The organism is Ruegeria sp. AO1 (assembly GCF_056535985.1).
Genome location: NZ_JBQFJC010000001.1, coordinates 3107501 through 3126553 on the forward strand (window position 1 = coordinate 3107501; position 19053 = coordinate 3126553).

The 19053-nt window shown below is 58.1% G+C and carries 19 protein-coding genes and 1 tRNA gene (1 of these 20 running past the window's edge); 12 read left to right on the plus strand and 8 right to left on the minus strand.

The genetic code is table 11. The annotated features are described in order from the left end of the window. Positions 1 to 332, minus strand: the 5' portion of a protein-coding gene (gene msrQ, locus ACR3FB_RS15465) for a protein-methionine-sulfoxide reductase heme-binding subunit MsrQ (RefSeq protein WP_480566158.1). 283 nt of this gene lie to the left of the window's left edge; only the first 332 of its 615 coding nucleotides appear in the window; its start codon is at positions 330 to 332; its stop codon lies beyond the left edge, outside the window. Positions 333 to 335: 3 nt separating this feature from the next. Continuing rightward, entirely contained in the window at positions 336 to 1238 is a 903-nt protein-coding gene (gene msrP, locus ACR3FB_RS15470; RefSeq protein ID WP_480566160.1) for a protein-methionine-sulfoxide reductase catalytic subunit MsrP, read from the minus strand. Positions 1239 to 1436: 198 nt separating this feature from the next. On the opposite strand from msrP, the gene ACR3FB_RS15475 reads away from it, so the two are divergent. The 3 genes from ACR3FB_RS15475 to ACR3FB_RS15485 all read left to right on the plus strand — a co-directional run bounded on the left by ACR3FB_RS15475 (position 1437) and on the right by ACR3FB_RS15485 (position 4200). Further along, positions 1437 to 2396 carry a hypothetical protein gene (locus ACR3FB_RS15475; protein ID WP_480566162.1) on the plus strand — a complete coding sequence of 320 codons (960 nt, stop codon included), beginning with the start codon at positions 1437 to 1439 and terminating at the stop codon, positions 2394 to 2396. Between the two features lie 128 nt (positions 2397 to 2524). Continuing rightward, on the plus strand, positions 2525 to 3340 hold the full coding sequence (locus ACR3FB_RS15480; protein WP_480566164.1) for a cyclase family protein: 816 nt from the start codon (positions 2525 to 2527) through the stop codon (positions 3338 to 3340). 101 nt (positions 3341 to 3441) lie between these two features. Beyond that, a complete protein-coding gene (locus ACR3FB_RS15485; RefSeq protein ID WP_480566166.1) occupies positions 3442 to 4200 on the plus strand; it encodes a class I SAM-dependent methyltransferase in 759 nt (252 codons plus the stop codon). A 145-nt stretch (positions 4201 to 4345) separates the two neighbouring features. Here the strand turns inward: ACR3FB_RS15485 and clpB are convergent, their stop codons facing one another. Further along, positions 4346 to 6964 carry an ATP-dependent chaperone ClpB gene (gene clpB / locus ACR3FB_RS15490; RefSeq protein ID WP_480566168.1) on the minus strand — a complete coding sequence of 873 codons (2619 nt, stop codon included), beginning with the start codon at positions 6962 to 6964 and terminating at the stop codon, positions 4346 to 4348. A gap of 192 nt (positions 6965 to 7156) precedes the next feature. Between clpB and ACR3FB_RS15495 the strand changes: the two genes are divergently transcribed. After that, positions 7157 to 7741, plus strand: a complete 585-nt coding sequence (locus ACR3FB_RS15495) for an isopropylmalate isomerase (protein ID WP_480566170.1) — start codon at positions 7157 to 7159, stop codon at positions 7739 to 7741. Here ACR3FB_RS15495 and ACR3FB_RS15500 read toward each other — a convergent pair. After that, the gene (locus tag ACR3FB_RS15500; RefSeq protein ID WP_170689306.1) at positions 7711 to 8028 is read right to left on the minus strand and encodes a hypothetical protein; all 318 of its coding nucleotides are present in this window, start codon (positions 8026 to 8028) and stop codon (positions 7711 to 7713) included. The genes ACR3FB_RS15495 and ACR3FB_RS15500 overlap by 31 nt on opposite strands. A gap of 139 nt (positions 8029 to 8167) precedes the next feature. Here ACR3FB_RS15500 and pyrF point away from each other — a divergent pair, with 139 nt between their 5' ends. Together pyrF and ACR3FB_RS15510 are read left to right on the plus strand one after the other, a co-directional pair. Then, positions 8168 to 8872, plus strand: a complete 705-nt coding sequence (gene pyrF / locus ACR3FB_RS15505) for an orotidine-5'-phosphate decarboxylase (RefSeq protein WP_480566172.1) — start codon at positions 8168 to 8170, stop codon at positions 8870 to 8872. Positions 8873 to 9258: 386 nt separating this feature from the next. Next, positions 9259 to 10512, plus strand: a complete 1254-nt coding sequence (locus ACR3FB_RS15510) for a DNA polymerase IV (RefSeq protein WP_480566174.1) — start codon at positions 9259 to 9261, stop codon at positions 10510 to 10512. Between the two features lie 3 nt (positions 10513 to 10515). Here the strand turns inward: ACR3FB_RS15510 and ACR3FB_RS15515 are convergent, their stop codons facing one another. Then, entirely contained in the window at positions 10516 to 11376 is an 861-nt protein-coding gene (locus tag ACR3FB_RS15515; RefSeq protein ID WP_480566176.1) for an N-formylglutamate amidohydrolase, read from the minus strand. A gap of 147 nt (positions 11377 to 11523) precedes the next feature. Between ACR3FB_RS15515 and ACR3FB_RS15520 the strand changes: the two genes are divergently transcribed. The 5 genes from ACR3FB_RS15520 (at position 11524) to ACR3FB_RS15540 (ending at position 14237) form a co-directional block, all read left to right on the plus strand. Then, a tRNA-Val gene (locus ACR3FB_RS15520) sits at positions 11524 to 11598 on the plus strand. Between the two features lie 91 nt (positions 11599 to 11689). Then, positions 11690 to 11815, plus strand: a complete 126-nt coding sequence (ykgO, locus tag ACR3FB_RS15525; RefSeq protein ID WP_008755722.1) for a type B 50S ribosomal protein L36 — start codon at positions 11690 to 11692, stop codon at positions 11813 to 11815. 201 nt (positions 11816 to 12016) lie between these two features. Then, positions 12017 to 13033 carry a Fe(3+) ABC transporter substrate-binding protein gene (locus tag ACR3FB_RS15530; protein ID WP_480566178.1) on the plus strand — a complete coding sequence of 339 codons (1017 nt, stop codon included), beginning with the start codon at positions 12017 to 12019 and terminating at the stop codon, positions 13031 to 13033. 119 nt (positions 13034 to 13152) lie between these two features. After that, complete coding sequence (locus tag ACR3FB_RS15535) at positions 13153 to 13707, plus strand: helix-turn-helix domain-containing protein (RefSeq protein WP_480566180.1); 555 nt, start codon at positions 13153 to 13155, stop codon at positions 13705 to 13707. Beyond that, entirely contained in the window at positions 13704 to 14237 is a 534-nt protein-coding gene (locus ACR3FB_RS15540; RefSeq protein ID WP_480566182.1) for an N-acetyltransferase family protein, read from the plus strand. The genes ACR3FB_RS15535 and ACR3FB_RS15540 overlap by 4 nt, the downstream gene beginning before the upstream one ends. Positions 14238 to 14401: 164 nt before the next feature. Here the strand turns inward: ACR3FB_RS15540 and ACR3FB_RS15545 are convergent, their stop codons facing one another. The 3 genes from ACR3FB_RS15545 to ACR3FB_RS15555 form a co-directional block, all read right to left on the minus strand. Next, positions 14402 to 15058: a lipid-binding SYLF domain-containing protein gene (locus ACR3FB_RS15545; RefSeq protein WP_480566184.1), complete on the minus strand. Its 657-nt coding sequence runs from the start codon at positions 15056 to 15058 to the stop codon at positions 14402 to 14404. A gap of 166 nt (positions 15059 to 15224) precedes the next feature. Continuing rightward, entirely contained in the window at positions 15225 to 16097 is an 873-nt protein-coding gene (locus ACR3FB_RS15550; protein WP_480566186.1) for a tyrosine-protein phosphatase, read from the minus strand. 55 nt (positions 16098 to 16152) lie between these two features. Beyond that, positions 16153 to 17811, minus strand: coding sequence for a sulfatase-like hydrolase/transferase (locus ACR3FB_RS15555; protein WP_480566188.1), 1659 nt, complete (start codon positions 17809 to 17811; stop codon positions 16153 to 16155). Positions 17812 to 18153: 342 nt separating this feature from the next. Between ACR3FB_RS15555 and ACR3FB_RS15560 the strand changes: the two genes are divergently transcribed. Beyond that, positions 18154 to 19047 carry a helix-turn-helix domain-containing protein gene (locus tag ACR3FB_RS15560; RefSeq protein WP_480566190.1) on the plus strand — a complete coding sequence of 298 codons (894 nt, stop codon included), beginning with the start codon at positions 18154 to 18156 and terminating at the stop codon, positions 19045 to 19047. Positions 19048 to 19053: the final 6 nt, after the last annotated feature.

The window sequence follows — 19053 nt, forward strand, 5'->3', positions numbered from 1 at the left end:
AGGATATCAGCCCAAATCTGGCCAAGCAGCTGAACGTCCAGCACCAACCAGACCAGCAGGTGCAGCGCGACATAGGAAAAGGCCAGCACGCCGATTGCTCGGCGGAACTTCATAAGGTTCAAGCCAAGATGCCGGCGCAGCGGGGTTACCGCCAGACCAAGAATGAGCAGCTGCAGGGCCAGCTCCCCCAGCTTGTGTTCGAGCGCTGTGATCGGCTCGACCCCGAGCCCCCCTGTGAGCGCAAGATACAGGAACCCAGGGGCCGGAAGGGCCCCAGCCAGATAGACAGCCCAAATGGGGATCTTGCGTATGGCCTGGTTCACCGCCTGCATGGCTCAATAGTATTCCTTGAGGTTCATACCTTCATACAGGCTGGCGACCTCTTGTTCATAGCCATTGAACATGAGGGTCGGAATACGCTTGGCAAACAGACCGCCGCCGATCTGGCGCTCGGACGCCTGAGACCAGCGCGGATGGTCCACATTCGGGTTCACGTTACTATAGAAGCCATACTCACGGGGCGCAGACATGTTCCAACTGGTTGGCGGCTCATCCTCGGTCAGTGTGATCTTCACGATCGACTTGATCGACTTGAACCCGTATTTCCACGGCACCACCAAACGCAGCGGAGCACCATTCTGGTTCGGGATCGGGCGGTCATAGATGCCTGTCGCCATTATGGTGAGCGGGTGCATCGCCTCATCCAGTCGCAGACCCTCGCGGTAGGGCCATTCCAGAATCGGGAAGCGCGTGCCGGGCATCTCATCGGGACGGTAGGCGGTTTCAAAGGCTACGTATTTAGCGCCCTCCTGCACACCCGCCATATTCAACAGGTCGGCCAGTTCGAACCCGTTCCACGGAATCACCATCGACCAAGCCTCGACACAGCGGAAGCGGTAGATGCGTTCTTCAACTGTCATCTCGGACATGATGTCCTTGAAGTCATAGGTGCCGGGGCGATCCACCAGACCGTCGATCTCAATGCTCCAGGGTTCAGTCACGAGGGTATGGGCATATTTGGCTGGGTCGTCCTTTCCAGTGCCGAATTCATAGAAATTGTTGTAGCTGGTGATCTCTTCCCAGGTGTTCGGCTCCAGCGCCTCTTGCGCCGTAGCGGGGCGGGCCATCGCAGTCAGCCCGACACCTGCCAGCCCGGCCATTACTTGCCGCCGGTTCAGAAACGCCGCCCTTGGGGTGACGTCGGCATGTGTCAAAGTGTTGGTCCAGCGATGCGCCATTTGGGTCTCCGTAATGAATCCGCCTCAGAGTGAGGTAGTCCGCTGATAACATAGAGCCAAGGAAACAGGCGTCACGATTGAGCGAACAGACTGTAACGCAACTGCGTCAGCCCGTGACTAAGACGTTTTTGGCGGCTGGTTCTAGCAGTCTCAATCAAGTATGCGGGAATCATCCAATAGTTGATCAGAGTTGGTCCCGTGCTCGTATTTCAGGCCTTTCCTTTCTCGCTGTCCGTTTTGTGGCGCTATATTATTGTCTTCCCCGTCCTGCTGGTCGCGCTTATCGTCTACGGGTTGATAGGCGGAATACTGAGCGCGCTGATCGGGCTGCTCATTCCGGGACTGTCGGTTTTGATTTCGTTTTTTGTAGGCGCATCCTCTGGCGTCATCCCGATGCTGGTCGGCAGCCGTTTGGGCCTGCAGGCCTGCGAGGTTTCCCCCAGTAACAGTTACCGCAAGTTTGTCTTTCCAGCGGTTATCTACGGCGCCGTCGAAGCCATTGGGATCAGTGTGGCCGCCGCCCTGATTGCCGCGCTGGCCGTCGGTGCCGTCAGTGTAGGGGGCGGCGTTCCCGAGGACCCGGCCGCGTTCTTCGCGACCCTGACGCCCGTGCATATTATGATGTTCTCGGGTGTTGTGATCCTGCTCTTTGCAGCGATCTGCGCGCTGAGGGCCGGATTTCTGGTGCCGATTGCAGCGGCCTCAATCGGGCATGACCCCAATGGCCGCCCTTATACGCCATTCAACCATTTCGGTGCGTTCTTCCTGCCGCTTTTCGCTGTGGTGGCGATCAGCTTTGTCGGTGCGGTCTTTTTCTTTGCTCTGTTTATCGTTGGACTTGCCGCAATCTACGGTCCGAGCGCTCTGGTCGACGACATTCAATTGATCGGCGAGATGACGACCGGAGCGGCCCCGTTTTCAGTCACTGCGCCGATGATCGCAACTGTCGTGGCCTATGTCCTTCTGGCTAGCTGGGCCTTCAGCTATCAATGCGCCGGCGGGGTTCTGGCTTATCTGCGTCTAAGCGGTGGCACCGTGCGCAAGACCCCAAGCACTGAGACATTGATTCAGCCCACGCCGCAGCCCACGACCAGCTCAGGCCCCAAAATGAGTTCGGAAGAGCTGCGCGCCCTACGCAAAAGCCGTGAGTTCCGCTAGGACGCCCAGCGCGTCTTAACAGACAGCACCCTTTACACAGAAGGGGTCAGCGCGGCACTCTGCCTGATAGGTGGTACGGTCCGCGACACCGGTCGCCCGACCCTGCCACCCATCAGGGAGGATACCGTATGTGTGATATCTGCGTAATGAATGCCGTCAAAGACAAGATGCTGTCCCGTCGGAGCTTCTTCAAAGCCGCCGCAGCCACTGGCGTGGCAGCCGCCGCAACAGGCGCGAGCGCTCCCGCGGCATTGGCCGCAGGGCATGGCGGGGTCGAGGACATGACCCACACCCTCAGCCCCGAGTTTCCGACATGGGGAGGAGAACCCGGCGTCTCCGCCGAACAGGCGTTCAACTTTGCGGATCACGGGTTCAACCTGTTCAACTTGTCGATCAACGAACATACCGGCACCCATATCGATGCGCCCCTGCATTTCTCGGCCGACGGAACCTCAGTCGATGAGATTCCAGTGACAGATCTGGTTGCGCCGCTCTGCGTCGTGGATATCGCCGCCCGCGCCGCCGAAGATGCCGATACTCGCGTGACGCCCGATGACCTCAAGGCGTGGATCGCGGCGAACGGAGACATCCCCGACGGCGCCTGTGTCGCCATGCATTCCGGCTGGGGTGGGAAAACTGCGACCGACGCGTTTCGCAATTTCGACGGAGAAGCGCAGCACTATCCCGGCTTCCACGCCGAGGCCGCCCAGATGCTGATGGAGGAAACCGGCGCGCGATCCATGGCGGTCGACACGCTGTCGCTGGATCACGGCATGTCCGCCGATTTCGCCACCCACTACGCCTGGCTGCCCACCGGCCGGTTCGGGATCGAGTGTCTGGCCAATCTCGACCGCGTCCCAGCCGCCGGGGCCACCCTGGTGATAGGAGCGCCCAAACACAAAGGCGGCACCGGAGGCCCCGCCCGGATTTTCGCGTTGATCTAGAGGTATCTAAACGCAGAGACTTGTTTACGTTCTCTTGTAAGCCGGGTGGATCTGCATCATCGTTCAAAATCCACCCGGTTCCTTGAGAAGACGCAAAACCAATGATCACAAGTCAACAAATGATGGATGCAACGGCCCTGCCCCCCGTGGCCGAACTCTGTTTTGATGCTTTTTCCGAGCAGGATCTCGTAAACCTGATCATGCAAAGATCCAAGATTATTTTCGATCAGCCTCGCTCTGGCAGAATAACCAAGGCGTGGAGCGCCGGAAACACTGACCCCGCTCTATCGCTGGTCGAAAAACACGGTATCGAGTTGGCCAAACGAGCCGCTGCTGTCATTTATCTTGAATACCTGCAGATCCGAGACACGATCCAGGACCTGAATCCACGATCTGTCGCCGACATCGGGTGCGGCTACGCCATGTTTGATCTGTTTTTGTGGAAAGATCGCCAATGCAGCCTGAACCTCATTGATCTAGAAACCTCTGAGGAAAGGCATTTCGGTTATCAGGAAAAGGGAGCAGCCTATTCGAGCTTGTCTGTCGCTCATTCGTTTTTGACACAAAATGGCGTCGACAGTAGCGACATAACTTGCTTGAATCCCAGAACAGACGATCTGGGCGAGGTTGGACCGATCGACCTTGCCATGAGTTTCATCTCCTGCGGCTTTCACTATCCGGTAAAAACCTACGAGACGTTCTTCAAGACCGCCGTCAAACCGAACGGTGCCATAATTCTTGACCTGAGACCGCGTCAATCAAGAGAGGGCAGGCGGATCCTCAAAGAACTTGGATCAGTTTCTAGCCTTATTGACATTGAAACAGGTGGTACGGATCGGGTGCTGGTCAGAAAACAGTAGCAGATTGCCAATCTTTTGCTCATCTGCGTGACTATGAGTAGATCTGCGAACCTTTTATTTTACAGTCCAGATTGAACGGTCTGGAACTCAACACCTTAAAGTGGCGACCCACCGTGTTTGGCGGGTCGCCTTTCACTCAACGTGTTTAATGCACTACGGCATCATCCGGGCGGGGGCGGTCTGAGGTGCCCAGCCGGTCGCCAATGATCAAGCCCTCAGCGCCAGCGGTGACGGGGACGGTCTCGCCATCCTTGATCTCGCCAGCCAGCAGAGCCTCGGCCAACGGGTTCTGCAAGGCGCGCTGGATCACACGCTTCAGGGGACGCGCGCCAAAGACCGGGTCATAGCCTTCGTTCGCCAGCCACTCCTTGGCACCCTCGTCCAGAACAAGCTCGATCTTGCGAGCGGCCAGACGTTTTTGCAGACGTGCCATCTGGATATCGACGATACCATCCATATCGGCCCGCTTGAGCCTGTCAAAGATGATCGTTTCATCGAGTCGGTTCAGGAATTCCGGCCGGAAATGTGCCCGGACCGCGTCCATCACGTCGCGCCGCGCCTGCGCGCTGTCTGCACCTTCGGGCAGTTGGCTGAGCGCCTGAGACCCGAGGTTCGACGTCAGGATGATCAGCGTCTGCTTGAAGTCTACTGTACGGCCCTGACCGTCAGTCAGTACGCCATCATCGAGAACCTGCAACAGTACGTTGAACACATCCGGATGCGCCTTTTCGACCTCGTCAAATAACACGACCTGATAGGGTCTGCGCCGCACGGCTTCGGTCAACACACCGCCTTCGTCATAACCGACATAGCCCGGAGGGGCACCAATCAGACGCGCAACCGCGTGTTTCTCCATGAACTCGGACATGTCGATGCGCACCATCGCATTGTCGTCGTCGAACAGGAAGTTCGCTACGGCCTTGGTCAGTTCGGTTTTACCTACGCCGGTGGGCCCGAGGAACAAGAACGAGCCCAGCGGGCGGTTTTCATCGTTCAGGCCCGCGCGCGCGCGGCGCACGGCGTTGGACACGGCGGTCACGGCGGCATCCTGGCCGATCACACGGGAGTGCAGATCGTCTTCCATCCGCAGCAGTTTCTCGCGTTCCCCTTCCAGCATCTTGGCAGTCGGGATACCAGTCCAGCGTTCGACCACGGATGCGATCTGTTCCGGGCGCACCGTTTCCTCGGCCATCATGGCGTTGCTTTCGGCGTTTTCGGCCTCGGTCAGCTTTTTCTCAAGCTCGGGGATGATGCCGTAGGACAGCTCACCTGCCTTTGCCAGATTGCCTTCGCGTTTGGCGATTTCCAGATCAGCGCGCGCCTTGTCGAGCTGTTCTTTCAGATCACGCGCACCCGCGAGCTTGTCACGTTCGGCCTGCCACTGGGCGGTCATCTCAGCCGATTGCTCCTGCAGATCGGCCAGATCCTTTTGCAGGGTTTCCAGACGATCCTTCGAGGCCGCGTCGTCTTCCAGTTTCAGCGCCTCTTCCTCGATCTGCATCTGCAGGATCTGGCGATCCAACTGATCGAGCTCTTCCGGCTTGGAGTCCACCTCCATCCGCAACCGCGACGCCGCCTCATCGACAAGGTCAATGGCCTTGTCGGGCAGGAACCGGTCGGTGATATAACGATGCGACAAGGTCGCCGCCGACACCAATGCGGAATCCGAAATACGCACGCCGTGGTGCAGCTCGTACTTTTCCTTGATGCCACGCAGTATGCTGATCGTGTCCTCGACGGTCGGTTCGGTGACCATCACGGGCTGGAACCGGCGCGCAAGGGCCGCGTCTTTTTCCACGTACTTGCGATACTCATCCAACGTGGTCGCGCCGATACAATGCAGCTCACCCCGAGCAAGCGCAGGCTTGATCAGGTTGGCGGCATCCATCGCGCCGTCAGATTTGCCGGCACCGACCAGCGTGTGCATCTCGTCGATGAAAAGGATGATCTCACCAGCGGCCTCGGTCACTTCGGTCAGCACCGCCTTGAGGCGCTCTTCGAACTCACCGCGATACTTCGCACCAGCAATCAGCGCGCCCATGTCAAGCGCCAGCAGCTTCTTATCTTTCAGCGATTCCGGCACGTCGCCGTTGATGATGCGCAGGGCCATACCCTCGGCAATCGCGGTTTTACCAACGCCGGGTTCCCCGATCAGAACAGGGTTGTTCTTGGTACGGCGCGACAGAACCTGCATCGAGCGGCGAATTTCCTCATCCCGCCCGATGATCGGATCGATCTTACCCTCGGCCGCGGCCTCGGTCAGATCGCGCGCATATTTCTTGAGCGCGTCATAGCCCTCTTCCGCCGACGCGGTGTCCGCGGTGCGACCCTTACGGATATCATTGATGGCTTCGTTCAGTTTCTGAGCAGAAACGGCCCCGGCCTCCAGAGCTTCCTTGGCTTTGGATTTGACCATGCAGAGCGCCATCAGCACCCGTTCCACGGGCACAAAGCTATCGCCCGCCTTGGTGGCAATCTTCTCGGCCTCGTCCAAAACCTTGGCGGTCTGGCCATCCATGTAAATCTGGCTAGCGTCACCGCTGACCTTCGGGATTTTCCCCATCGCGGCATCCAACGCCTCAACCACGCGGTTCGGCGCGCCGCCCGCGCGGGTGATCAGGTTGCTCGCCAGCCCCTGATCATCGTCCATCAATGCTTTAAGTATATGTGTGGGCTCCAGCCTCTGGTGCCCCTCGCGCAGCGCAATCGTCTGCGCCGCCTGCACGAATCCCCGTGCCCGCTCGGTGAACTTGTTCAAGTCCATAGCATTCTCCTTTTCTCAAGCGCCCCGTTTTGATGCGCCCGCTTGGCGGCACGCGTCGATTGAGGCCTCACATTCAATTTGGGTAATGTCGGCGTGTATTCAAGATTGTCTTGGCAGAATAACATGATGCATGCTGGGAAGCTGAATGATCTCGGTCAATTGCGAAAAAAACCGTGTTAGGAGCGCGCCTCTATGATCTCAGCCACTGCGCTACGCAGCTGCATTGCAGAACAATGGTCGCCCACCATTGGCGATCCAAGCGTGATCGGTTGGCTCACGGTTGCCGCATACGGTTTCGCCGCACTGCTATGCCTGCGCGCAAGGCGCAATTCCCACGTCCGGTGGTTCTGGCTGATCCTCGCGCTGCTGCTGTTTGCTTTGATGATCAACAAACAGCTGGATCTTCAATCCGCACTTACGGCCAGCGCCCGCTGCCTGTCGCAAATGCAAGGCTGGTACGAGGATCGCAGGTCTGTTCAGATCGGCTTTATCCTTGTGGTCGCGTTCAGCGGCTTCTGGATTGCACTCGTCAGCCTCTGGTTCCTACGCAAACACTTGCGAGAGGTCGGCATCGCCTTGATCGGCTTTGTCACCCTGATCTGCTTTGTGCTGATCCGTGCCGCCGGGTTTCACAACTTCGATGCTCTTCTGGGCGCCGAGATCATGTCGATCCGAATGAACTGGCTTCTGGAACTGTCCGGAATCGCCCTGATCGCGGCGAATGCAACATGGGTAGGCAGACGCCGTCAGCCGCGCGGAATGGAATACACCGAATAGCCGCCGGTTTGCGCCACTGGCTCCAACGTATACGTCTCGACCAAGGATTGTTCGGCACTGCTGCCGGTCGGGCACGAGACAAGATCGGCGGTGTGATCCAGAAATTCGACGGTAAAGGCGCTCTCACCCGTAAGCTGGCACCAATCATCCTCGGATCGGTAGCCCCGGACCAGAGGCAGGTTGTCATTGGTCGGCGCGGGCGCCGCGCCTGTGTCGGATGTGCCTGAGGCGGGTTCGTCGCAGGCGCCCATCATCAGCGCCACTCCCAGCAAGGCAAGCTTTCTCATGTTCTGTCCCTTCATGTGACCTATTGATCGATTTGAGCCACTGTAACACAGATCATCCTCTTTCGATTGAGCGGACCCGCATGGACAGTTGCGCCCGAACCCGCTAGGAGGCAGACGTTTGCCAGCAAGGAGACCCAACATGTCCGATGACCGCCTGATCGTAGCCCTTGACGTCCCGAACGCTCTGCAAGGTTTGGCGATGGCCGAACGGTTGGGTGATGCGGTCTCGTTCTACAAGATCGGGCTGGGAATGCTGACGGGCGGCGGTCTGGCTTTGGCCAATGAGCTGAAACAGGACCATGGCAAGCGCATCTTTCTGGACATGAAACTGTTCGACATCGGTAACACGGTAGAAAACGCTGTCCGTAGTCTGGCGCAGTTCGATCTGGATTTCCTGACCGTTCATGGCGACCCGCATGTGGTACGCGCGGCGAAAGAAGGCGCATCCGGCAAAGACCTGAAGATCCTTGCAGTAACTATCCTCACCTCGCTCAACCGCAATGATTTGGATGCCAGCCTGTTGAAGGCAGGCGATGTGCAGGATCTGGTGGTTGAGCGCGCGACCAAAGCGCTGGAGGCCGGAGCCGACGGTGTGATCGCCAGCCCGCAAGAGGCCGCGCTGATCCGCGCCCTGCCCCAGGCCGAGGGCCGCTTGATCGTGACACCGGGCGTGCGCCCTGCCGGGGCTGCTCTGGGCGATCAAAAACGCGTCGCAACGCCGGCCAGTGCGATCGGAGATGGGGCGGATCATATTGTTGTCGGGCGTCCTATCTATCAAGCGGAGGACCCGAAAGCCGCAGCCGAGGCCGTTCTGGCCGAGTTAAAATCATTGACACGCCATTGATCGCGGACGGGCATTCAACGCCTCAGACCTCGAAACAACAGTGATATCTTTACCTTAGGTCAATAGGGGGAATGTTCCCCGTTTTCCCCCTGTGCCCGAAAACACACAAACCCGGCACAACTTTTAGGGAATAACGCGGCCACCTATCTAAATATAGCGTTTTGAGCGAATCTAGGGCGGAGTTACTCCCCAACGAACTACCTCTTCCTGTGGTTCGTTACCTTCCCCCCGCCCCAAGCGGGGGGTTTTCTTGACAGTGCGACTCTCAGCTCAAACCGCCAGATTTCTGAAGACCGTCGAAGCCTCTGTTGCGTTCAGACGAAAGCCGATAGACACTATAGCTTCGAACACCCGGAGCCACCCTTTTCGGGTCGGGAAAAGCAACCATGCCAACGATCTGCCGCGAATGCCTGACCAGTTTCCCGGACGCGCAGCGCTGCCCGTCTTGCGGTAGCCCGCGGCTGAAATCGCACCCTGAGCTGTTTGACCTGTCGATTGCGCATATGGATTGCGACGCGTTCTATGCCTCGGTCGAAAAGCGCGACAATCCTGAATTGGCGGATAAGGCGGTAATTGTAGGCGGTGGGAGACGCGGTGTCGTTTCAACCGCTTGCTACGTGGCGCGCATCCGGGGCGTGCGCTCGGCAATGCCGATGTTCAAGGCGCTGCAACTGTGTCCGGACGCTGTGGTGATCAAACCGCGCATGTCGGTCTACGCCGAGGTATCCCGTCAGATCCGTGCGATGATGGATGAGCTGACACCCAAGTTAGAACCCCTATCGCTGGACGAGGCTTTCCTTGATCTTTCCGGCACCGAACGTCTGCATGGCGCGCCGCCAGCGGTGATGCTGGCGCGTCTGGTCAAGCGCATGAAGGATGAGCTGGGGCTGACCGGCTCCATCGGGTTGAGCCACAACAAGTTTCTGGCCAAGGTCGCCTCGGACCTGGACAAGCCTCGGGGGTTTTCCGTGATCGGGAAGGCCGAGACGGCTGACTTCCTGCACGACAAACCCGTCAGGCTGATCTGGGGCATCGGCCCGGCAGCGCAGGAATCGCTGGAACGCGCCGGGATCCGTACCTTCTCGGACCTGCTGCGCTGGGATCAGGAGGCGCTGACCGCGCGGTTCGGATCGATGGGGTATCGCCTGTGGCATCTGGCACGCGGTCAGGACAAGCGCCGGGTATCGGCCCATGAACCGATGAAGTCGATCAGCAACGAAACCACGTTTTTCGAAGACACCTCCAACCTCGAGATTCTGGATGGGCATCTGTGGCGCATGGCGCTGAAGGTCTCGGACCGGGCCAAGGCCAAGGATCTGGCGGGTCGGGTAGTGACGGTTAAGCTGAAAAAGGCCAATCACAAGATCATCACCCGCCGCGCTTCGCTGCGCGATGCGACTCAGATCGCGGATCGCATCTACAGAACCGCGCGCGGGCTGTTTGATCAGGTGGGAGATCAAGGTCCCTATCGTCTGTTGGGATGCGGGTTGTCCGATCTGTGCCCGGCGGATCAGGCAGATATCTCTGGCGACTTGCTGGACCCTAACGCGACACGCAGGTCTCAGGCCGAGCGCGCCACAGATGAGATTCGCAAACGGTTCGGAAGTGATGCGATCGTGAAAGGCCGCGCGCTGCGGTGAGGCTTACTCTGCCGCTAGCCGCTGCGGTTCGGAACCGATCTCGGCAATCTCGGCGATCACTTGCCGCAATATCTTGGAGAACGCCATGAAATTGGCATTGGGCGAGATCGTGTCTTCGTTCATGTAGATCGAGCGGTCGATCTCAACCTGAATCGCATGTTGCTGACGACCGGGGCGGCCGTAGGTTTGGGTCACATAAGCCCCGGCAAAGGGCGCGTTCCGCGCGACGACCAATCCCGCCGAGGTAAAGGCAGCTTCAATTCGGTCCACGATCTCGGTTGATGCCGATGCACCGAAACGGTCGCCCAGCACGATCTCGGGGCGTGTGTTGCGCGCGGTGCTGGCCATGGCCACCGCCTCATGCGGCATCGAATGGCAATCGACCAGAATCGCCTGCCCGAATTTCGCGTGTGACTCCGCCAGCAAGGCCTTGAGGCGGCTGTGATAGGGACGCCAATAGGTGTCGATGCGCAGGCGCGCCTCATCCATGGTTAGTTTGCCACGATAAATCGCCCGCCCATTCGCCACCACGCGGGGAATCACCCCCAGCCCCGAGGCCACACGCGGATTGTGCCCTTGCCGTTTTGCGCCTTGAATCAGGGCCGGGTCCAGCTCATCCGCGCTGCGGTTAAGGTCCAGATAAGCCCGTGGCATCGCCGCCTTGATCAGCGGCGCCCCAAAATCCGAGGCCGAGGCAAAGAGTTGATCCACAAAGGCATCTTCCGAGGATCGAATCACATCAGACCCCAAAACCGAGCGCGTCAGAAACGCCTCTGGATAGTCACGGCCACTATGCGGCGATGAAAAAACCACGCATGAAAGGCGGTTTTCGGGCATATCCAGAAAATAGGAAGGGTTCTTCATGGTCTCTCCGTGTTCGGGATTAACATAGACTGGAAAATAGTTCTTCCAAACCCCTTGAACCCCTTTGCGACTCCTTTTATAGACCCCGCTACCGGCGCGGGTATCCGCGCCCCATTTCGTTATGGGGCAGGACACGCAAAGGGACGTGGGCGGTTAGCTCAGCGGTAGAGCACTTCGTTGACATCGAAGGGGTCACAAGTTCGATCCTTGTACCGCCCACCATCTATTCACTGCTTCGGCTTGCCGGGGCACCCGACAAACCCAGGCGCTGGCCACGTCTTTGATGAAGGCGCCGCAGATTGGAGACAGACCCATGAAGGTCAAGAACTCGCTCCGCTCGCTCAAGAACCGGCACCGTGATTGCCGTATTGTGCGTCGCAAAGGCCGCGTCTACGTGATCAACAAGACGCAGCGCAAGTTCAAAGCTCGCCAGGGCTAAGAACTGCACATATCCTTCGAAAGAACCGCGCCTTTGGGTGCGGTTTTTTTGTGCCTGCTGGCTTTGATCGGCGTCGCTGATCAAAGTGCCCGAGATTTCGCACAATTTTTGTCGGGTTTTACTTGCAAACCAAATCCAATCCGTTAATTGAGTGTTTAACTCGGGTTTACCCCGGTGGAATACTCAATATTGGGAGCAATCATGTTTAAATCCACGACCTGTATCGCGGCTGGCCTTGCGGCCATGATCGCTACATCTGCAGCAGCAGAAGGCGAGCTGAACATCTATTCGTCGCGCCACTACGACACCGACGAGCGTCTCTATTCGGATTTCGAGGATGCAACCGGCATCACCATCAACCGAATCGAAGGTAAGGCAGATGAGCTGATCGCGCGTATGGAAGCCGAGGGCGTGAACTCCCCTGCGGATATTCTGCTGACCGTCGACACCTCGCGGCTTGAGCGCGCTAAGAACGCGGGTGTGCTGCAGACAATTGACAGCGCCGTGTTGGAAGAGCGTATCCCGTCGAACCTTCAGGACAGTGACAACCAGTGGTTCGGTTTCTCGCAGCGGGCGCGCATCATTTTCTACAACAAGAACGCAGTCTCCGAGCCGCCGCAAACCTACGCTGATCTGGCAGACCCCAAATACAAGGGCCAGCTGTGCATCCGCTCCAGCACCAATGTCTACAACCAGACCCTGCTGGCCTCGATCATCGAAAACGCCGGATCCGAAGCCGCCAAAACCTGGGCCGAAGGCGTCGTGGCCAACATGGCGCGTGACCCGCAAGGCGGTGACACAGACCAGCTGCGCGGCGTCGTTTCGGGTGAGTGTGACCTTGCCGTGTCCAACACCTACTATTTTGCCCGCGCAATCCGGAAAGACGTCGATGGCGTCTCGGCCGAGCGTGACGTGATCGGCTGGGTGTTCCCGGATCAGGACGGCAATGGCGCGCATGTGAACCTTTCGGGTGGCGGTGTTGCCGCAAATGCGCCGCACAAGGACAACGCCATCAAATTCCTTGAGTACCTGGCAAGCGATCAGGCACAGCAGTATTTCTCGGCCGGCAACGACGAATACCCAACGGTTGAGGGCGTCGCTGTTTCCGAGTCCGTGGCCGAGCTGGGCGATTTCAAAGCAGACGATGTTGATCTGTCTGCCGTCGCCAAGAACCTGCCCGAAGCGCAGAAAACCTTTAACGAGGTTGGCTGGAAGTAAGACTCCTCCATACCTACGAAGTATAAAGGGCGCGGTAAATTCTGCGCCCTTTTTCTTTTGCAATAATATATTTTGAAGCTATTATTCCCACATACGGAAACTATTCTCATAATTGATCAATGCTGGATTCCCTCACGAACCGCCTTGCCATCCGCCTGAAGGAGCTGCGTCAAAGTCGCGGTTGGTCATTGGATCAACTGGCGGACAACAGCGGTGTCAGCCGGGCAACCCTATCGCGTATGGAAAAGGCTGGGGTCAGCCCGACGGCAGAAACACTCGGCCGACTTTGCGCCGCGTATGGTCTGCCCATGTCGCGCCTGTTGATGATGGTCGAGGACAGTTTCGACACCAAGGTCCCCTTTGAACGGCAACCCGAATGGAGCGATCCGGAAACAGGTTTCACGCGCCGATCCGTCTCACCCCCTTCCACCGGGTTGAGCGGTGAGGTGCTGGAATGCCACCTGCCGCCGGATACGGTGGTTCGGTACGAAACGCCTCCGAAACCGGGGCAGGAACACCACCTGATCGTTCTGGATGGAAGCCTGACGCTCACCGTGGACGGCACGGCGCACGCGCTCGGTGGAGGTGACTGCCTGCGATACCACCTATCCGGCCCGACACAATTTGAAACCGGCGCCAGCCGAGGCGCGCGCTACATGCTGGTACTGATATGATCACACGACTGACCAATGCCACTTTCGACGCGGCGCTCAATGACCTGACCGAGATCCTGCATGGTTGCGTGCATGCGGGCGCGAGTATCGGGTTCATCTTGCCGTTCCACCACGCAGACGCCCAGCGCTATTGGGAGACTCGCGTTCGCCCTGAACTGCGCGCAGGGGCCTTGGACCTGTTTGTTGCGGAAAGCGGAGGGCGTATCCGTGGGACGGTACAGTTGATTCCGGCCTCAATGCCCAATCAGCCGCACCGCGCCGATGTCGCCAAGCTTTTGGTCCATCCCGATGCGCGACGCGAGGGCCTGGGGCGCAGCTTGATGAACGCGCTCTTCGCTCGCTCATCTGAGCTGGGCAGAACAACGCTTGTGCTCGATACGCGCAGCACCGACCCATCGCGGATTCTCTACCAAGGTCTTGGCTTTCAAACAGCAGGAGAGATTCCGAATTATTGCCGCAACCCGTTCGAACCCACACTGGAGGCGACAACCTTCATGTTCAAAGTCCTCAACCAAGCGCCAAAGCCATAGACCGGAGACGCACTTTGAGTTGATTTGTCCAGGTCGTCAGGTTTTCGGACGGAAAGCAGGCGACCCTCGTGACGGATCAAACGGGACTATTTGAACAAAGGCCATGGGTGCCTCGTATCAAGAAATGAGCGAACCGTGCTTGTGTGACGCAATCACCCCGCAGTTCACTTTTCGATCTTGGTGATCTTAGTGCCCTGAAGACCAGCGCCTGCCATAAGCCCTTCTTGCCCGAAGATGATTGGCACGATGTCGCCCTGCAAATCGTTTGTTCCCATCGAGGCCGACCAGCCTTCATCACCGCCAACGAGCGTGGGGCCACTGCCGACCTCCCACCCATCGTTGTTCTGCATATAGGCGAGGGCGTCAGAGTTGAGGAAAAACAGCGCGTAGGAAAAATGCTGAATACCAGCCTGAAAACCATAGGACGCACCGGCAATATTGTAGTACCCGGTCGTGATGCCGTTTTCACGCATCGCGCCTTCTCCAAACTGACCTCCAACCATCAGGCCGCCTTTGGTGATCCTGGGGAAAACCAAAACAGCGACTGCTTTGTTGGACAAATCCGCCGCCTCAAGGGAACTCGCGAGAAGTTGCGCCAGTGCTGCATCTACACTGGCGTCGATCTCGGACGCAGTTGCACCGTCCGCTGCATGCAGTACGGTCTCGCCTGCCGATTCAGCGACATCACCAACCTTTTTGGCCGCATCAGACACCCCTTCTGTCACTTTATCCAAAAAGTTCTGTGCGTTGGCAGCTGAGCTGTTTGAAAAGTGGAAAAAACCCACCATCGCGATGAAAGCCAAAGGCATAAAGCGCAGCATTTCTTCCTCCTCTCGGTTTTGTTTTTTGCAGAAACGTACCTGAGGCCCTTCGCAGTGAAAACCCGTTGGCTAGCATGTGGTACGAACGCTTGCTTCGCATGGCTTTGGTGTCCGAAACCGCCAGCCTTCGACCGATTGTTTTCACAAGTGAATTTTCGCGGCCAGCCTAGTTCAGATACCGGTTGCGGAGGGTTTCAATATCCGCGTCCGTCAACCCAAGTCCCTCACGCAGGTAGTCCTCCACCGAGCCGTAGCTAGCCTCAACGCTCTTGTAGAACTCATCAAGATAGGCCTCTCGCACCCCCAACGACGGCCAGACTGCTTCCGACGTCATATTTGTCCCTTCGGCCGCGTTGACCTCGGCCGCGATCTGTTGGGCCTTGTTGTCCGCGTCCTTGAGCGCATTGCTCATAATGAAATCCGATTGGATCTCGTCTTTGGAAACACCAAGCGCTGTCAGGACGAGCGCGGTCGCGACACCGGTACGATCCTTGCCGCCCGAACAATGATACAGAACCGCCTCACCCTCGGGCTGGTCCAGCAAGACATCGAACAGATCTCGATATTCCTCAGTGTAGTCAGTTGCGATATAGCCAAAAGCCCCTAAGAACAAACCATCTGTTTCTGCTTCGGTTGCCGTGCTCGCCTTGATGCTGGCACGCATATCATCAATCATCTGGCTTTCATTCTCCATCACCGGGAAATGATGGCGCGCGGGTCCCTCTCCTTCAGGCCATTGCGCGGGATGCGCCGTTGCCTCTGACGTTGTTCGCAAATCAACGATTGCGCTGACACCCATGTCGTCCAGGCGCTGCATGCTGGGTGCGCTGATCTGGTCGATCTCACCGGATCTGATGAGCTGCCCTGCCCGTACGGTGCGACCGTCTTCGGTTGTAAGGCCACCCAGGTCGCGCGTATTCAAAACCCCCTCTAGCGGGATGGCGCGATCTTCGGCCGCGAGAACAGGATGAAAGGTACCGGCGACAAACAGCAGAGTCGCAGCACCGATAGATCTGAATAGTCTTATGTCTCTCTCCATTGCTGTATCGAGCGGGACTGTGATCGCCGCGCCCCGAAGGGCGCGCCGTTGTAGGCTATTCTTGCCAGCTCATGAACACCTCGCGGGCCTCTTGGCTTTCAGGCCGCAGGTTCTCGATGCCGCCATATGGGATATCTTTGCCGATCTCGGAGTTCGGATATTTGGCGATCATTTTCTGATGGCGCTTGATCATATCTTGAAAAGAGGCACCGGCCCAAAGAGAGTATCCAACCAGCGGGTGTTCTTCGCGGGGGTCGCGATAGACGTTATAGGTCGGCGCTGCAGCTCCGGGGGCACCCGGCGCGGGCAGATGCATCTTGAACTCCTGCTTAACGACCGAACGCAGAACCGGCCCCTCATAGACATACACGTAGTCGCGGCGGCCATTGCCCTCACCCTCAAGAAGCAGGGCGGTCTGGTCGATCCCGTCAATCACTCGGTCGCGCGGGATGAAATCCGTTGCACCTGCGATGCGGGCCATCGTCGTGTAGATATCCGAGACGTGAAAGATGTCGCCGGCAGCACTGTCGGCTTCAATCACTCCGGGCCAGCGGATGAAGGCATCGGTGCGGACCCCGCCCTCAAGATGCTGGGTCTTGCCGCCGCGATAGATCAACTGGTTCAGGCCCGAGGTCCCCTCGTAGTGATACATCAACCCGTTGTCCGCCATGATCATGACGATGGTGTTGTCGACCTCGCCGGTCTCATCCAGTTTGGCCAGCACCTCTCCGATCCAGCCGTCGAGCAGTTGCAGCTTGTCGGCATGGAAGCCGCCGTTCCGCGACAGCGCCTGATCCGGGTAGGCGAAGTTCAGCGGGTAAAGCGGCCAGTATTGCAGAAAAAACGGCTCATCCTGCGCGGCGACTTGTTCAATCTGCTCCAATGCCTGCGCCTGATAGCGTTCGTTCATCTGTTCGTACTTGGCCTGCGTCCATTCTTCGCCCGCTTCCATGTCAACTTCGCGCGCGGTGCCGCCTGCCTGTGCCTCGACACCGGTGACCAGACCATAGGGCTTGAACCGTTCATCCAGCAGAAACTGGTTGTTCTGCCCCGAGGAGTGATATCCCAGCATGTTGTTGGCCTCCATGGCCTCGCGGGTCATCAGGCTGAGTTGAACCTGCTGGTGCAGCGGAAACACCGCGTAATCAAAGCCCTGATTGTGCGGATAGGCTTCTTCGATATCACCCTGATGCCACTTCCCCACATGCGAGGTGTTGTACCCGGCCTGTTTAAGAATCTCCGGCAGGGTAACCTCGCTCGCGGGCAGTCCCTCGCCGACAAGTGCGACCTTAACTTCCTCTACACCGGCCCGGATCGGGTGCCGACCGGTCAGCATGGCCGTGCGTGTTGGCGTGCAGGAGGGCTCCGTATACATGCGCATCAGCGACATGCCTTCACTGGCGAAGTCGTTGATATTGGGGGTCTCGATCCCCATCACATAGTTCATCTTGCGCTCGCCCATCTGGCCGAAGCTGATGTCGTCGATAAGAATATACAGAAAGTTCGGAGGCTTGCCGTCATTGGCCTCGCGGATCTCGGCCAACCTGGCCTCAATCTCAGCATCCTGCGCGTCCCATTGATCCCCGAACTGGGCCCGCAGGAATTCGAACTCACCATCATGAACGATCGCCTCTTGCTGCGCGCTTGCAGGCATGACGCCCAGCATGGCAAACAAACAGGCTGCGACACTGGTCTTACCTAAGGCTTTAGTCACTCTCGGACCTCCTTTTGACACTCGTAGATTCCAACGCCTGAACGATCAGTTCGTGGCATTTTGCGGAAAGGGATTGATTTGATCGTTTTGCCAGCTCTGAAAGCTGGCAATGTTCCGAAGGCGTCAGGAACGTCACCACCCGTTCGGATCGGGCATCCCCCTTCGGTAGCCGAGGGCGGCCCATTGTCGTATCGCTTGAAGACTCCGGCTTCACTTGACATTCCACCTATCGAATTCGTTACATTACCGGTAAACTGTCAGGATCTGGGGGTGGACCACATCAAGAATTCGCCAAATATGCGAAACGCGGCGCCGTCCGGTTGGGACGGAGAGTCACCGGCGATGGCCCTATCTCTTGATCATCCAAACAGAATCGGAGAGCTCACGCCTTGGGAGATCGACTTTCGGCAGCTCGATCCCGGGCGGTTGTCCACAGCGATAACCGTGCGTTCAGGTCAGGCTGTTTCTGCCCTCAACATCGCGATGAACCAGCGTGTCCACCAGCTTGGTGTTTCGCCTGACGGATGGAAAACGTTTGGCATCCCCACGCGTGGTGCCATCGAAAAGTGGCAGGCCAATGACGTCACTGACAGCGCCTTTCTGGTCTTCGGTGATCGGGATGGTTTTGATGGCATCACGACCGCAGGGTTTTCAGGAAGCGTTGTTTCGTTTGCAACCCAAAGGCTAGAAAAGCTGGCCGAAACCTGCGGGTTTTACATCGAGGGCGACGAACCGGAAGCCCGCAAATTGGGCACCAAAGCGGGGTTGGCCAGCATGGCGCGACTGCAGGGGGCCGTCGTCCGATTGCTGAACGACGCGACTGCCAACTGGTCTCAGGACACTGAAGAGGCGCTGATGCTTGAGGCCCTCAAGATCCTGACCGATACGGACGCGCATTTTGACAAAAGCCAAGCCGAAACCAGGCGGCGCGCCCTGAGCCGCGCAATTGATCTTATGCTTGCCAATCTGGAGGACCCGATCTCAATCGAAGAGATCTGCTCGGAATGCGCAGCCTCGTGGCGCACATTGGACCGCGCCTTCAAGGAACAGTTCGGCCTTGGCCCGAAGTCATATTACATGAGGCTCCGGCTGAACCGGGTTCGCGAGGACCTTCTGAACAGATCCTTCGATGGCTCAATAGCGGATGCTGCCAACCGCCACGGGTTTTGGCATATGGGCCAGTTTGCGAAAGACTACCGACTGTTTTTCGGCGAGCTGCCTTCGGAAACAAGATAAGGTGCC